At 29.2% G+C, this 15681-nt stretch carries 18 protein-coding genes; 16 read left to right on the top strand and 2 right to left on the bottom strand.

Features of this window, described 5'->3' with window-relative positions; all coding sequences use genetic code 11:
• Positions 1 to 2: 2 nt before the first annotated feature.
• The 15 genes from FBF06_RS00805 to trxB all read left to right on the top strand — a co-directional run bounded on the left by FBF06_RS00805 (position 3) and on the right by trxB (position 10594).
• Positions 3 to 746: a 7-carboxy-7-deazaguanine synthase QueE gene (locus tag FBF06_RS00805; protein ID WP_002857378.1), complete on the top strand. Its 744-nt coding sequence runs from the start codon at positions 3 to 5 to the stop codon at positions 744 to 746.
• A complete protein-coding gene (locus FBF06_RS00800) occupies positions 743 to 1324 on the top strand; it encodes a 6-carboxytetrahydropterin synthase (protein WP_002882151.1) in 582 nt (193 codons plus the stop codon). The genes FBF06_RS00805 and FBF06_RS00800 overlap by 4 nt, the downstream gene beginning before the upstream one ends.
• The gene (locus tag FBF06_RS00795; protein ID WP_002860979.1) at positions 1324 to 1749 is read left to right on the top strand and encodes a cytochrome c; all 426 of its coding nucleotides are present in this window, start codon (positions 1324 to 1326) and stop codon (positions 1747 to 1749) included. The genes FBF06_RS00800 and FBF06_RS00795 overlap by 1 nt, the downstream gene beginning before the upstream one ends.
• Positions 1749 to 2156 (top strand): membrane protein, encoded by a 408-nt coding sequence (locus FBF06_RS00790; protein ID WP_002851635.1) that lies wholly within the window; start codon positions 1749 to 1751, stop codon positions 2154 to 2156. Before FBF06_RS00795 ends, FBF06_RS00790 begins: the two co-directional genes overlap by 1 nt.
• A 1-nt stretch (position 2157) precedes the next feature.
• Positions 2158 to 2814, top strand: coding sequence for a 16S rRNA (uracil(1498)-N(3))-methyltransferase (locus tag FBF06_RS00785; protein WP_168977493.1), 657 nt, complete (start codon positions 2158 to 2160; stop codon positions 2812 to 2814).
• A 78-nt stretch (positions 2815 to 2892) separates the two neighbouring features.
• Positions 2893 to 3093, top strand: a complete 201-nt coding sequence (gene rpmE, locus FBF06_RS00780; protein WP_002860655.1) for a 50S ribosomal protein L31 — start codon at positions 2893 to 2895, stop codon at positions 3091 to 3093.
• Between the two features lie 2 nt (positions 3094 to 3095).
• Positions 3096 to 3920, top strand: coding sequence for a 16S rRNA (cytidine(1402)-2'-O)-methyltransferase (gene rsmI / locus FBF06_RS00775; protein WP_002869759.1), 825 nt, complete (start codon positions 3096 to 3098; stop codon positions 3918 to 3920).
• 13 nt (positions 3921 to 3933) lie between these two features.
• Positions 3934 to 4617 carry a 23S rRNA (guanosine(2251)-2'-O)-methyltransferase RlmB gene (rlmB, locus tag FBF06_RS00770; protein ID WP_002888239.1) on the top strand — a complete coding sequence of 228 codons (684 nt, stop codon included), beginning with the start codon at positions 3934 to 3936 and terminating at the stop codon, positions 4615 to 4617.
• Positions 4610 to 5548: a membrane protein gene (locus FBF06_RS00765; RefSeq protein WP_002888241.1), complete on the top strand. Its 939-nt coding sequence runs from the start codon at positions 4610 to 4612 to the stop codon at positions 5546 to 5548. The genes rlmB and FBF06_RS00765 overlap by 8 nt, the downstream gene beginning before the upstream one ends.
• Positions 5542 to 6348, top strand: coding sequence for a hypothetical protein (locus FBF06_RS00760; protein ID WP_002934851.1), 807 nt, complete (start codon positions 5542 to 5544; stop codon positions 6346 to 6348). Before FBF06_RS00765 ends, FBF06_RS00760 begins: the two co-directional genes overlap by 7 nt.
• A gap of 11 nt (positions 6349 to 6359) precedes the next feature.
• On the top strand, positions 6360 to 7562 hold the full coding sequence (locus FBF06_RS00755) for an LL-diaminopimelate aminotransferase (RefSeq protein ID WP_002888244.1): 1203 nt from the start codon (positions 6360 to 6362) through the stop codon (positions 7560 to 7562).
• A gap of 3 nt (positions 7563 to 7565) precedes the next feature.
• Entirely contained in the window at positions 7566 to 8813 is a 1248-nt protein-coding gene (locus FBF06_RS00750; RefSeq protein WP_168977492.1) for a homoserine dehydrogenase, read from the top strand.
• Entirely contained in the window at positions 8813 to 9151 is a 339-nt protein-coding gene (locus tag FBF06_RS00745; protein WP_002851874.1) for a YraN family protein, read from the top strand. Before FBF06_RS00750 ends, FBF06_RS00745 begins: the two co-directional genes overlap by 1 nt.
• A 56-nt stretch (positions 9152 to 9207) precedes the next feature.
• Complete coding sequence (gene trxA / locus FBF06_RS00740; RefSeq protein WP_052861994.1) at positions 9208 to 9522, top strand: thioredoxin; 315 nt, start codon at positions 9208 to 9210, stop codon at positions 9520 to 9522.
• A 133-nt stretch (positions 9523 to 9655) separates the two neighbouring features.
• On the top strand, positions 9656 to 10594 hold the full coding sequence (trxB, locus tag FBF06_RS00735) for a thioredoxin-disulfide reductase (protein WP_002851648.1): 939 nt from the start codon (positions 9656 to 9658) through the stop codon (positions 10592 to 10594).
• Between the two features lie 37 nt (positions 10595 to 10631).
• Here trxB and FBF06_RS00730 read toward each other — a convergent pair whose 3' ends face one another.
• On the bottom strand, positions 10632 to 12413 hold the full coding sequence (locus FBF06_RS00730) for a PhoX family phosphatase (protein WP_057100299.1): 1782 nt from the start codon (positions 12411 to 12413) through the stop codon (positions 10632 to 10634).
• A gap of 135 nt (positions 12414 to 12548) precedes the next feature.
• Positions 12549 to 14567 carry a methyl-accepting chemotaxis protein gene (locus tag FBF06_RS00725; RefSeq protein ID WP_079768733.1) on the bottom strand — a complete coding sequence of 673 codons (2019 nt, stop codon included), beginning with the start codon at positions 14565 to 14567 and terminating at the stop codon, positions 12549 to 12551.
• Between the two features lie 220 nt (positions 14568 to 14787).
• Here FBF06_RS00725 and FBF06_RS00720 point away from each other — a divergent pair, with 220 nt between their 5' ends.
• Positions 14788 to 15678 (top strand): zinc ABC transporter substrate-binding protein, encoded by an 891-nt coding sequence (locus FBF06_RS00720; RefSeq protein WP_002858739.1) that lies wholly within the window; start codon positions 14788 to 14790, stop codon positions 15676 to 15678.
• The last annotated feature ends 3 nt before the right edge of the window (positions 15679 to 15681 follow it).

Below are 15681 nucleotides of genomic sequence, written 5' to 3'. Positions count from 1 at the left end.
TTTTGCAACTTGTTGAAAGTTTCTTAAGCATTCAAGGAGAAGGCAAATATAATGGAAAATTAGCTATTTTTATGCGTTTTGCTGGTTGTAATTTCAACTGTTTAGGTTTTAATGTAAAAATATCAAAAAACGATAAAACTCTCATTGGATGTGACACGATAAGAGCTGTTTTCACAAAAGATTTTAAAGAAAGTTATGAAACTTTAAATGCTAATGAACTTTTAAAAAGAGTGATAAAATTAAAACAAGACTTTAATCCTATAGTTGTTATCACAGGTGGAGAGCCATTAATCCATTATGAAAATCCTGAATTTATAAAATTTATCCAAATGTTATTAAAAAATAAATTTGAAATACACTTTGAAAGCAATGGAAGTATAGAAATTGATTTTGATAGATATCCTTTTTACAAAGAATGTATTTTTGCTTTAAGCGTTAAACTCCAAAATAGTGGGATAAAAAAAGATAAACGATTAAATTTTAAAGCTTTAAAAGCATTTAAAAATTACGCAAAAGATAGTTTTTATAAATTTGTTTTAGATGCTAATACCCTTGATAATTCATTTTTAGAAATCAATGAAATTCTAAAAGAAGCTCCAAATCAAATTTTTTGTATGCCTATGGGTGAAAATGAACAAAACCTTAAAAAAAATGCTCAAAAAATTGCTGAATTTTGTATTAAGAATGGTTATAATTATTCTGATAGAATTCATATTCGTCTTTGGAACGATAAAGAGGGTGTATGATTATAAGAAAATTATTTGAATTTGAAAACGCACACATTGTTAGATTTTGTTCTTCTAAACGTTGTAAAAGTAGCATTCATGGACATTCTTACAAAGTTGAAGTTTTACTTGAAAGCAAATATTTAGATAATGCTGGAATGGTCTATGATTTTGGACTTTTAAAAACCTATATACGCCAAATTATTGATAGTTTTGATCATGCTATCACTCTTTTTAAATATGATGACGCAAAATATTTAGAAGAAATGAAAAAATATTCAAGTCGTTGGATTTGCCTGCCTGTTAATGTAAGTGCTGAAAATTTTTGTCGTGTATTTTTCATACTTATAGATGCTTTATTACAACAAACAAAAATGATAAATGGAGAACAAGGAGTGACTTTACAAAGCATCATTGTTCATGAAACAAGAACAGGCTATGCACAAGGTTTTAGAGAAGATGCCTATAGTGAGCTAATGCCAAAAATTTCACTTCAAGACATAGAATTTTCCAATGGCATTAAAGCAGAATGGAATGATATAGATTTTTATAACAAATTAAAAAATGAAGAAATTTTTATAAATCCAAAGGAGATTTAATGCAAAAAGCTAAAATTTTAATTGCCTTAAGTTTTTTTTTATTAGTTTTATCTGCCTGTTCTAATGATGAAAAAAATATTTCCAAGACTCAAAATACAGATCAAGAAGTAGTTCAAATAGAACAAAACGATGAAAAAACAGAATTAAGTGACTCCAACCTGCCTTTACCTGTAGATGATGAAGCACAAAGTTCAGATGATGAACATGAAGCCAATCCTACTATTATCAACTCTTTATATAAACAAAAATGCGCCACTTGTCATGGAGAAAAAGGAGAATTAAAACCCAAAAACAGCACAGCCATTAAAACCTTGGGCAATAAAATTTTTATACAAAAAATAAAAACGATAAAAGATAAAAACCATAGTTTTTTAAGCGATGAACAAATTCAAAATTTAGCTGATTTTATAAACAAAGGAAAATAATGGATCAAAGTTACGAATTCTTTTTAGCTTTACATCTTTATAGTCTTTATGCGAGCGGTTTTTTAATGCTTTTTTATCTTATACTAACACAAGGAAATTTTAAAACCGAATTCATTTTTATTCGCAGAATACGATTATTTTTACCAATTTATTATTTATTTTTAGCTTTGATTATTTTTACAGGTTGTTTGTTATCAGCAATGAAACAATTTCAAATGAATGTCAATATCTGGGTAATGATTTTTTCTTGGATCTTAATTTTTGCCTTAGCAATTTTTCACTTTGTTTGTTTTAAAAAAGCAAGAAGATTTAGAAAATATGCCACTTTTAGATGGATTAGTTGTTTGATTTTACCTTTTGAAATTTTTTTATTGTTTTTGCCTTTTTTAATAGAAAGATATCTATAAAATGCAATTTTTGTATAACAAGCAAGCTGGAGAAGAGTTTATACAACTTCAAGGTGAAAACTTTAACCATTTAAAAGTAAGAAGAGTAAAGGAAAATTCGGAGCTAAATCTTAGAAATTTACAAGATAATTTTCTTTACAACTATACAATCACAAATTTAACAAGAAATTCTTGCACTTTAAAATTTTTAAACAAAAAATCACAAAATATAAAACAAAGTGAATTAAACTTAGCCTTAGCCATTATAGATATTAAAATTTTAGAAAAAACTCTACCTTTCTTAAATGAACTTGGAGTAAAAAAGTTACATTTGGTTTTTACAAATTTTTCACAAAGAAATTTTAAAATCGATTTAGAAAGATTTGAAAAAATCATTATTTCTTCTTGTGAACAATGCGGTAGAAATACTAAAATGGATTTAATTATCCACCAAAGCACTCAAGAATTTGTTCAAAAATTTCCAAATGCAATTATGGTTGATTTTCAAGGAGAACAACAAAATCATTTCGATGAAAAAGAATTATATTTTATAGGTCCTGAAGGTGGATTTAACAATGATGAGAGATTATTGTTTAACCGGAAAATCTCTCTTAAAAGCTCTAATATTCTAAAAAGTCAAACAGCTATTATAGCTATAGCTTCAAAAATTTTGCTTTAACTTTTCTTAAATTAATCTCTTTTTTATGTTAAATAATTTATAATCACGGCTTATTGTTTTAATTTTTAAGGAAAACTAATGAAAAAAGAAATTCACCCAGAATATATAGAATGCAAAGTAAGTTGTGCTTGTGGAAATACTTTTACAACAAAGTCAAACAAAGCAGAATTAAGAGTAGATATTTGTTCAAATTGCCATCCTTTTTTTACAGGCAGTGAAAAAATTGTAGATGCTGCAGGTCGTGTAGAGAAATTTAAGAAAAAATACGCAATGCAATAATTATGCTTTATTTTATTCCTACTCCCATAGGAAATTTAAGCGATATTTCTTTTAGAGCCTTAGAACTTTTAAAGACTTGCGATCTTGTGTTTTGCGAAGATACAAGAGTAAGTAAGTCTTTGATTTCGTTATTAAATACCAAATTTCACACTGATATACATATTTCTAAATTTATAGCCTTACACTCCCATAATGAAAAAGAAGTTTTAGCAAGTATTGATTTAAAGATATTTGAAAAAAATGTAGCTTATTTAAGCGATGCAGGAATGCCAGGGATTAGTGATCCTGGCAAGGCTTTGGTAGAATTTGCACAAGAAAATAATATCACCTATGAAATTTTACCAGGTGCAAATGCAGCCTTAGTTGCTCTTGTAAGCTCAGCATTTTGTCAAAAAGAATTTATCTTTATTGGTTTTTTAGCAAATAAAGGCAAAGAAAGACAAAAAGATATAGAAAAAATTTTAAACTTTCCTTATCCAAGTATTATTTACGAATCCCCCAAGCGTATTTTATCTTTAGTAGAACAGATTATGATTCTAGACAGCCAAAGAGAAATTTTTTTGATTAAAGAAATCAGTAAAAAATTTGAAAAAAAATTTAAAGGCAATGCTAAAGAGCTTTCTGAAATTTTAAAAAAGTCTAATTTAAACGGTGAATGGGTTGTAGTACTGCAATCAAAAGAGCAAAATTTTTTGCAAAATACTCTTTGTGAAAAAGATATTATGGATTTAGAGCTGTCTTTAAAAGCAAAAGCAAAATTATTATCAAAGATCAATGGAAAAAATGCAAAAGAAATTTATCAAAAACTGCTTTTAAGTCAAGATTAGGTAAAATTTTAATATGATAGTTTATGGGAAGCAAATATTTTTTTATATTTTAGAATATCATAAAGACTGTATCAATGAGCTTTATTTAGCAAAAGAATGTGATAAAATTACTTTTTCCAAAATCGCAAAATCAGGTTTTAAAATCAAAAAACTTGATTTTAAAACTGCTCAAGCTTATGCGAAAGGTGGAAATCATCAAGGTTTTTTGCTAGATATTAAAGAAAGTTCTTTTGCAAATTTAAATGAGATCAAAAAAAATGATTTTATTGTTATGCTTTATGGAATTAGTGATGTAGGAAATATAGGGGCTATCACGCGTACAGCTTATGCTTTAGGGGTTGGGGCTTTAATTTTTATTGGTGAAAAATTAGCCATGGAAGGAGTAATTCGCACAAGCAGCGGAGCGGCTCTTGATTTACCTATTGCAATAAGCAACGATGCTTTAAGTGTAATAAATGAACTAAAACAAGTAGGTTTTTATTTTTATGCGAGTGATGGCTCGGGAAAAGAAATTCACAGTGTAAAAATAAGCAATGGTAAAAAAGTTTTAGTTTTGGGTAGTGAGGGTTTTGGTTTAAGCTCTAAAATTGTAAAAAAATGCGATGAATGTGTGGGCATTGCGATGAAAAATAATTTTGATAGTCTTAATGTCAGCGCTGCTTTTGCAATACTTTGTGATAGGATGTTAAATGCTTAATTGGAAAAAAATACAAGAATTAAATTTAAAAGAAGTTGCAGCAAAAACGCAAATTGAACTTGATTTTCTTGAAGCTTTAGTAGAAAAGAATTTTGCTGTTTTAAGTCGTTTTAATGTTAAAGGTTTTGTTAAAATTTTGAGCAGAGAATACGAACTCGACTTTAGTGATTTTAACGAAGAGTATGAAGCTTATCTTAACGAAAACAATCCTACTCCACAAACAAAATCAAAAATGATAACCCCAAAACTAGATGCTTATAGTCAAAAATCCTCTAACACTTGGCCTTTTTTGATTGTTCTTATTGTTTTAGTGATTATAGGAAGTGGAATTTATTATTTTGATACACTTAAAACTTTTTTCAAAGATGAACAAAATAATACTAGTGCAACAGTTATAGATATCATAGGACAAGCACAAGAAAATTTAAAATCTTTAGGTGGAAACAATGTTGTTGTTATAGACAACAATAAAGCACAAGAAACAAATCAAACAGAGAGCGTTTTACCAAGCCAAAACATCTCATTACAAGAAAATGATAAAAACATAAGCATAGAAAATAATATCAGTGAAAATAACACAACCCTGCTCGATGAAGAAAAAAATACCCAAATTCAAGAAGACACAAATACACCAAAAACTGATTCTTTAAAAGAAGCACATTTTAAAACCTCTACCAAGATTTGGATAGGTTTAATAGATTTAAAAAGTCTTAAAAAAACAAGCTTTGTTAAAGAAAAAGATTTTAATATTTCTTTAGATAAAGATCAGTTAATTTTAACAGGGGCTGCAGCTTTAACAATGTTTGATCAAGAAAATAAAGAACAAAAATTTCCTGCAGGAATTTCAAAACGTTTCTTGATTAAAGATGGAAAAATTACAAGTATTTCAGCTGCTGAATTTGTAAAATTAAATAAAGGTAAAGAATGGTAAAAAAAATTATTATTCTTACTCTTTGGGTTAATATATCTTTTGCAATCTCAAGCCTTGAATTAGCAAAAAATTTAGTAAACAATCCTAGTAAAAATTCTCAACTAGAATTATTATTCTCAAATAATTCTTACATAGATAATAATGGAAATTGTGATATTGCAAAAATATCTCAAATATTAAAAACCAATTCTTTAATTGCCTTAACACTATCAAATCCTCAAAGTCTAAAACTAAATTTTAAAGCAAAAGCTGATGAAGTTATGTTTTTTAAAATTTTATCCGATGTTTTAACAGATGCTGGATATATATATTTTATCCCTACAGATTTGATTTTAAGAGAAGGAAATATTGACTATACCATACAAGTAGAATCTCAATATGTTTTAGATCCTGGAACGCTTTACAATCTCTTAAAAGAAAATTCTGTCTATATAGATAATATTAAGCGCATTGGAGCATATGACTATGAATATGATTTAAATTTTTCCAATGCTGTATTAAAAACCAATACAAATGTTAATTTAAATACTCCAAAATCATTAGAAAAACCCCTTAAAGACTATGTGTTTGATTTAAAAAATGCTACAAATTTGATTATTGATGCAAATGATTTAGACAATTGGTTTCCTAAAATCTTCTTTTTAGATAAAAATCTGAATCTAATTAAAGCAGTAAAAAGCGAAAATAAAAATAATCATTTTTCAGAACTTATTCCAAATGGTGCTATATATGCTATTGTAAGCGATATGTATAGTTTAGATAATATACGCAGGGGTTTAAAAATCACACTTAAAAAATAAAGGATTAAGAAATGTTTGATGAAATCCGTTTTAATACCATAGAAAGACTTCCAAATTATGTTTTCGCAGAAGTAAATGCGATAAAAATGGCAGCAAGACGTGCTGGAGAGGATATCATCGACTTTTCAATGGGAAATCCCGATGGTAAAACTCCACAACACATTATAGATAAACTTTGTGAAAGTGCTAACAAAGATAAAACCTCGGGATATTCTACATCCATGGGGATTTATAAACTTCGCTTAGCAATTTGTAATTGGTATAAAAGAAAATATAATGTCAACCTAGATCCTGAAAATGAAGTTGTAGCTACTATGGGTTCAAAAGAGGGTTTTGTAAATCTTGCAAGAGCGATTATAAATCCTGGAGATGTTGCTATTGTGCCAACTCCTGCTTATCCTATACATACTCAAGCTTTTATTATAGCAGGAGGTAATGTAGCAAAAATGCCTTTAGCTTATAATGAAAAATTTGAGCTTGATGAAAATCAATTTTTTGAAAATTTACATAAAACTTTAAATGAAAGCATCCCGCGTCCAAAATATGTCGTTGTTAATTTCCCGCATAATCCAACAACAGTAACTTGTGAGAAAAGTTTTTATGAAAGATTGATAGCAACGGCAAAAAAAGAAAGATTTTATATTATTTCAGATATTGCTTATGCAGATTTAACTTATGATGACTATAAAACTCCTTCTATTTTGGAAATTGAAGGCGCAAAAGATATAGCGGTAGAAACTTACACTCTTTCAAAATCTTACAATATGGCAGGCTGGCGCGTGGGTTTTGTAGTAGGAAATAAACGCTTAGTCAGTGCGCTTAAAAAAATAAAATCTTGGTTTGATTATGGTATGTACACACCTATTCAAGTAGCAGCTACCATAGCTTTAGATGGAGATCAAACTTGTGTAGATGAAATCCGTGCAACTTATGATAAAAGAATGCACATTTTACTTGAAGCTTTTGAAAATGCAGGCTGGAAACTTCAAAAACCAAGAGCAAGTATGTTTGTTTGGGCAAAACTCCCTGAAAGCAAAAGACATTTAAAAAGTTTAGAATTTTCAAAGCAACTTTTACAGCGTGCTAGTGTTGCAGTAAGTCCTGGGGTAGGTTTTGGCGAAGCAGGTGATGAGTATGTAAGAATTGCTTTAATTGAAAATGAAAATCGCATACGCCAAGCTGCACGTAATATCAAAAAATATTTAAAAGAGTAAGTTATGAAAGTAGCGATTCTTGGTTATGGCACTGTTGGAAGTGCGGTGGTTAAATTTCTTTTAGAAAATGATAAACTTATTCGTGCAAGATGTGGGCAAAGCATAACTCCTGTGATCGCTCTTGCTAGAAGTCCTAAAAAAAATGCTTTAATTCCAATTACTCATAGCGTTGCAGAAATTTTAAATGCTGATGTAGATGTTTTTGTAGAATTAATGGGTGGGGTGGATGAAGCTTTTAAAATAGTGAGTGAAATTTTAAAAAAGAAAAAAGCTGTTGTTACTGCAAATAAAGCTATGCTTGCTTATCATCGTTATGAACTTGAAAATTTGGCTAAAAATTTAGCTTTTGGTTATGAAGCAAGTGTGGCTGGAGGAATTCCTATTATCAAGGTTTTAAAAGAAGGTTTAAGTGCAAATAATATTTTGGCTATAAAAGGGATTTTAAATGGTACGAGTAATTATATTTTAAGTTCTATGAGTCAAAAAAATATGAGTTTTAAACAAGCTTTGCAAATAGCTCAAAATTTAGGTTATGCAGAGGCTGATCCAACTTTTGACATAGAAGGGCAAGATGCAGCACATAAACTGCTTGTTTTATCAAGTATCGCTTATAATCTTAAAGCTAAACCTGAAGATATTTTGATCGAGGGTATTAGTGAAATTGCACCTGAAGATATGTATTTTGCTAATGAGTTTGAATTTACCATAAAACTTTTAGGTATAGCTAAGGTGCGTGAAAATAAAGTAGAATTAAGGGTGCATCCTACTATGATAGATAAAGAAAAAATGCTTGCAAAAGTTGATGGAGTGATGAATGCTATAAGCATTAATGGAGATTTGTTGGGTGAAAGTTTGTATTATGGAGCAGGAGCAGGAGGAGAGGCCACTGCAAGTGCTGTGATTTCAGATCTTATGGATATAGTAAGAGATCAGGTAAAAGCACCAATGCTTGGTTTTGTGAATACTTTAGAATACAAGCTTTTAAGCAAAGATGAAATTTATACAAAATATTATTTAAGGGTGAAAGTTGAAGATAAAATAGGGATTTTATCTAAAATCACACAATTGATGAGTGAAAATAATATTTCTATCGATAGTTTTTTACAAAAACCTAAAAAAAATGATGAAAATTACAGTACTTTGTTTTTTACTACACATTTAACTTATGAAAAAAGCATACAAAATTTGCTTGAAATTTTACGCAAACAAGATTTTATAAAAACCAAGCCTTTTATGATGCGTATAGAATAATGGGTGTAAAAGCTTATTTAGATGGAATTTTAGGGGAAGATAAGGCTTGTAAATTTTTAAAAAAACAAGGCTTTGAAATTTTAAAAAGAAATTTCCATTCTAAATTTGGAGAAATCGATATAATAGCCAAAAAAGATGAAATTTTACATTTTATAGAGGTTAAATTTACTCAAAATGATTATGAAGTTTCCGAGCGTTTGGATAGAAAAAAACTTGAAAAAATTTTAAAAACTATAGAATTTTATCATCTTAAAAATGGAATTTCATCGGATTTTCAGATTGATCTGATTTGCATTAAAAATGATGTGATACAATTTTGCGAAAATATAAGTTTTTAAGCTGATATTTAAAAAAATAAAATACAATTAGACAAAAATTAAAGAAAGGAAAAATTATGGGAAAATATATTGAATTAACAAGTGATAATTTTGCTCAAGCAAAAGAAGGTGTAACTTTAGTTGATTTTTGGGCTCCATGGTGCGGACCTTGTAGAATGCTTGCTCCAGTTATTGATGAACTTGCAAATGACTTCGATGGTAAAGCTAAAATTTGCAAAGTAAATACAGATGAACAAGGTGATTTAGCAGCTGAATTTGGTGTTCGCTCTATTCCTACGCTTATTTTCTTTAAAAATGGTGAAGTTGTAGATCAACTCGTTGGTGCACAATCTAAACAAGCAATTAGTGATAAACTAAACTCTTTACTATAAACTAAAGGCTAGTATAACTAGCCTTCTTCTTAAAAATTTCAAATTTATACTAAATAATAATTTTTATTAACTACTATTAAGAATAATTTTTATATCATTATTAATAATAAAATTCAATATAAAGGAAATATAAATGTTAGATGTAGCAATCATAGGTGGAGGTCCTGCTGGACTTAGTGCCGGACTTTATGCAACTAGAGGTGGACTTAAAAATGTAGTAATGTTTGAAAAAGGTATGCCTGGTGGACAAATTACCTCAAGTTCTGAGATAGAAAATTATCCAGGTGTAGCCCAAGTTATGGATGGAATTTCTTTTATGGCTCCTTGGAGTGAACAATGTATGCGTTTTGGTTTAAAACATGAAATGGTTGGAGTAGAACAAATTTTAAAAAATAGTGATGGAAGTTTTACCATCAAATTAGAAGGTGGTAAAACAGAACTTGCTAAAGCTGTGATAGTTTGTACAGGCTCAGCTCCAAAAAAAGCAGGTTTTAAGGGCGAAGATGAATTTTTTGGAAAAGGTGTAAGCACTTGTGCAACTTGTGATGGATTTTTTTATAAAAATAAAGAAGTTGCAGTTTTAGGTGGTGGAGATACGGCTTTAGAAGAAGCTTTATATCTAGCAAATATTTGTTCTAAGATTTATCTTATCCACCGCAGAGATGAGTTTAGAGCAGCTCCATCTACAGTAGAAAAAGTTAAGAAAAACGAAAAAATAGAACTCATTACTAGCGCAAGTGTAGATGAAGTATATGGCGATAAAATGGGTGTTGCTGGAGTAAAAGTAAAATTAAAAGATGGTAGTATTAGAGATTTAAATGTTCCAGGAATTTTTACTTTTGTTGGTCTTAACGTAAGAAATGAAATTTTAAAACAAGACGATAGTAAGTTTTTATGCAATATGGAAGAAGGTGGGCAAGTAAGTGTTGATCTTAAAATGCAAACTAGCGTTGCTGGACTTTTTGCCGCAGGGGACCTTAGAAAAGATGCGCCTAAGCAAGTTATTTGTGCTGCAGGTGATGGAGCTGTAGCTGCATTAAGTGCTATGGCTTATATAGAAAGCTTGCATTAAGATTTTATAAAGTTGCTAAAAGCAACTTTATTTTTATTTAGCTTCCTATCACTCCACCATCAAGTTTTCTTATCATTATTACACTCGATCTTGGTGTTTTTCCATAAGGAAAAGTACTACCTTTTAAACCTTCTCCTGGATGTTGTATGCCTACAAACATTGTAGTATAATCCTCACTAAAAGCAATCCCTGTTAATTCACAAGCAATAGGCCCTGTTAAAAAGCGTCTGATTTCCCCTGTTTTTGGATTTGCTGCTAGCATGCAGTTATTTCCCATACCTTCGTATTCATCTTTATTAGAATAAGATCCATCTGTTTGTATCCAAAGTCTTCCATCTCTATCAAATTTAAGTCCATCAGGAGAATTGAATTTATTTTCACTTGTAATATTATTTGAGCCTTTATATAAGCCTTGTTGGTTATCAGGATTTCCAGCAAGAGCAAAAATTTCCCAAGTAAAATCATCGTCTTTATGAGAATTTTTTGGCATCCATTTTAAAATTTGTCCATAAACATTTTTAGTCCTTGGATTTGCTGCATTAGGTTCTTGGCGATTTTTGTTGTTCGTTAGTGTTGCAAATACCTCTTTAGAACCACTTTGTTTATGGCTTGCTATCCATTCACATCTATCCATAGGAGTTGCACCTACAATGCTTGCAGCAAGACGCGTATTGATGAGTACTTGAGCTTGAGACTTAAAACCATTTTTTTCATCTAAGCTGTTTTTGCCATATTCTAAAGCTATCCATTTTCCCTGTCCTTTAAAATCTCCCACCTTGCCATTAAACTGTCCTACATACAAAATACCTTCATCTAAAATTTTACTTGTATCAGCATCTTTTTTGTATTTATGTTTGCTAACAAATTTATAAATAAATTCATTCATCTCATCATCACCCATATAAACTATAACAGAACCATCTTTTTCTACGATAATTTCTGCGTTTTCATGTTTAAAACGCCCTAAAGAAGTTCTTTTAACAGGTGTGCTTTTTGCATCAAAAGGATTGATTTCCACTATCCAACCAAAACGATTGGCTTCATTGATATTTTTAGCTAAATCGAATCTTTCATCAAATTTTTCCCATCCATAAAGACTAGTTTTGTTAAATCCATAACGCTTAAAGGCATCATTAAATTCTAGATTTTCATCTGAACTTCCAAAAAAATCGTCAAAATTTTCTTCACAGGTGATATAAGTTCCCCAAGGTGTTTGTCCATTTGCACAATTTGCAAAAGTTCCATGAACAAATTTTTCATTTTTTAAAACTTCTTTTTTAGCTGCTCCACTTACTTGCATTTTAGTGTTTGCATCGATTCTGCGGTTATACTTAGAGTCTAAAACCACAGTCCAATCATCACCCTTTTTTTCGATTTCTAAGATACTCACACCCACACTAGCTTGCTCGTATAAAACATCTTCTTTGCTTAAATTTTTACCATGATGATTAAACATGATTTCAGGATTTATATATTCATTATTAACGGCTAAAATTCCTCTGTTTTTTGAAAGTGGAAAAAAACTCATACCATCATCGTTATCTCCAAAAACCAAATGAGCATTTTTAACTGCATTCATATCGATGATTTTATTTTCATCATAAGGTTTTGCTTTACTAAAAAGTGGATCACCCCAAGAAATTAAAACCTTTGCTTCATAACCTTGCGGTACTATAACTTTATCTTGTGTGCTTGCACTAACAGCTTTAAAACCTAACAAATCCTTATCCTTAAGCATAACAGCACTTAAATTTGAACTTGCAAAAAAAGCCACCATAGAACCTAAAGCTGAACCTTTTAAAAACAATCTTCTTTCCATTTGTTTTTACCCCATATTGAAATTTAAAACAATGGAAGTATAAAAATATTTGGAAACTTTTTAGAAACTTTGATGAAAAATTTAAATTGAAGGAAAAAATTTATACCTAGTTTTTTACTAGGTATAAATGATTAATTAAAACCTTTTCTTCTTAACATCTTCTAAGATATTATTAGCTATATCACTTACTGTACTAGAAATAATAGCTGATTCATTAGCAATTTCAACATTATCTTTAGTAGTTTGATCAATTTGAGCTACGCTATCATTGATTTGAGTGATACCTGCAGTTTGTTCTTTAATACTTTCTGCCATATCATTGATAGATTGAACAAGTAAATTAGTATTAGCTTCAATTTCTGATAAAGACTTTTGAGTTCTTTCAGCTAACTTTCTAACTTCATCAGCTACCACTGCAAAGCCTCTACCATGTTCTCCAGCACGAGCTGCTTCAATAGCTGCATTTAAAGCTAAAAGATTGATTTGATCTGCAATATCACCTATAATACCTGTAACATTTTTAATCTCTTCAGATTGAGTGATAACATCACTAGTTTTAACTGAAACATTTTGCATAGAAGAAGTGATCTCTTCTAAAGCTGCTGCAGTTTCTTCTAAAGATTGAGCTTGAGAATTTGAAGAAGTGGTTAAGCTTTGAACAGCAGTTTGTAATTTTCCACTTTCATTAGCTAAAGCATTAGCAAAGTCTGAACTTTGTTTTAGCATTTTAACTATTTCATCACCTAAAGCATTAGTAGTTAATTCTACACTACCGCTAGCATTTTCTAATTTATTTCTAAAGTCTAAGCTTTTGTATTCTTCAAAAATTTTATGAATAGCATTCATATCAGAACCTACTCTAGCTTGTAAAACATCAAGAAGTTTATTTAGAACATTTTTAAGTTCAATAAGTTGTGGGTTTCTTGGATTAGCAGTAATTCTTGCTGTTAAATTACCACCTTCTACAACTGATACGGTTTGAACTGATTCTTTAACGGCTTGATTGTCTTGTTCTAAGCCTCTTTTAGTAGCAAGAATGTTTTCATTGATAGCATTTGAGATTTGTCCAAATTCATCATTGCTTTTTACTTCTATAGTAGAAACATTTTTTGTTTTATAGTTGATAAAATCAAAGAATGAAGTTAAACCTGTTTGGATAGCTGCAAGTGGGGAGAGGTATTTTGATACGATGAAATAAAGGAGGATGATGCTAATAGATATCATAACAATTAAGGCTATAACTTGTATATATGCTGCTTTAAATATAGGTTTATTTATAATATCAGCGCTTTCGGTAATACAAGCTGTATAAGCAAAGACTTTAGTACAAGCTCCAAGTCTTTCTTCATTATTTAACTTATAAGAGAAGAAGTTGTTATCACCATGAGCTTTATATGCATTTAGAACAGGAGAATGGTCTACCGAAGGATCTAATAAAGCTTCGTTGGTGGCTGCAAAAATTTTATCTTTATTATCAAAAACAAAGGTATTGCCTGGAGTTCTAGCGATTTGATCTTGTAAACTAGTTAATAAAATATCAATTCCTAAAACACCAATAAATTTACCATCCTTATAAAGAGCTTTAGAGTAAGTAATGCAGTATTCATTACTAACAGCATCAATATAAGCTGGGGTTATATAGATTTGATTACTATTTCTAGCTTCTTTATACCATTCCCTAGTAGTTGCATTATAGTTGTTGGCTTTTCCATTTATAGTTATATTAGTATTTTTTTTCTCGCTTAGATCACTACTCATGATATTTTCACCATTATCTAAACCAATATAAACAGCAAGCAAATTTCCACTATTGCGGTAGTATTTTAATATGGCCCCTACATTATTAACTATGTTATCTTGAGAATTTAGTGCTTCATAGGGTAATTTTAATATATCTTTTTCAAGAGTATTAAGCAAAGATATATTTCTGGATCTAAAATCCTCTATAGAAATTTGTGTTGCTTTAAGAAGTTCTGTTTCAGTATAAAGCGTACTTTGATACAAAGAATCTTTTGTAAAGTAAAAGCTAATGATGCTCAAAATACTTAAAGCAAAAATTGCAATTGAATTTGCAATAACAGAAAGTTTTATTTTGATATTATTCATATTTTTCCTTTTAAATTTAATTAATTTTTGTAAAAGAACTTTTAACATTAATTTTATAAAATATAAAATAATGCTAAATTTTCTTAAGAATTATAAATTAAAAAATCTAAATTTTTACTTAAATATAAAAGTGATAAAAAATTTCATTTAATAAATATTAAATTAATTTATATTTATTATTTTTATTTAAATAAATATCGCTTCGAAAATTCTATGTATTAAGCTTAATATCGTTATAATTTAAAAAATTTATATCGAAGGAAATATTTTGAAAAAAATTCTATTATTTATTTTATCTTTAGGGATATTTTATACTTTCACACAAGCTAAAAATTTAGAGCAAGAACAAAATACTAGTAGCAATTTAGTTAGTGTCAGTATAGCGCCTCAAGCATTTTTTGTTAAAAAAATAGCTGCAAATACTCTAGATGTCAATGTTATTTTGCCCCCAAATAGCAATGAGCATAATTTTGAATTTAAACCAAGTACTATGAAAAAACTTGAAAAAAGTGATATTTATTTCACTATAGGCTTAGAATTTGAAAAAGTTTTTACGGATAAATTTAAACAAAATTTTTCAAAACTTCAAGTTGTAAATATGCAAAAAAACATAGCTTTGATTCAAACTCATGATACACACGAACACTCTCATGAGCATGAACACCACGAACATGAGCATTTTGATCCTCATACTTGGCTAGATCCTATTTTAGTCCAAACTATGGCTTTAAATATTTATGACACCTTGATTCAAAAATATCCACAAAATGAAAATTTATATAAAGAAAATTTAGATAAATTTTTAGCAGAATTAGATAGTTTAAATTTACAAATTGCCTCAAAATTAGAAAAATTAAAAAATAGAGAATTTGTAGTTTATCATCCTTCTTGGACATATTTTGCAAAACGCTATAATCTTACGCAAATTCCTGTAGAAATTTTAGGTAAGGAACCAAAAAGTAAAGATTTGCAAAAACTTATCACTCTAATGAAAGATAAAAATTTAAAAGTCATTTTTGTTCAAAATGGTTTCCCTGAAAATGCAGCAAAAACACTTGCCAAAGAATGTGATGCAAAAATTTACAAAATAGATCATTTATCTTATGATTGGGAAAATGAGCTTTTAAAAACTGCTGATGCCTTTTCTCATAATTTATAATCA

The sequence above is a fragment of the Campylobacter sp. CFSAN093227 genome, from assembly GCF_012897855.1.
Classification (GTDB): domain Bacteria; phylum Campylobacterota; class Campylobacteria; order Campylobacterales; family Campylobacteraceae; genus Campylobacter_D; species Campylobacter_D jejuni.
This window is presented reverse-complemented; position numbering and strand designations above follow the sequence as displayed.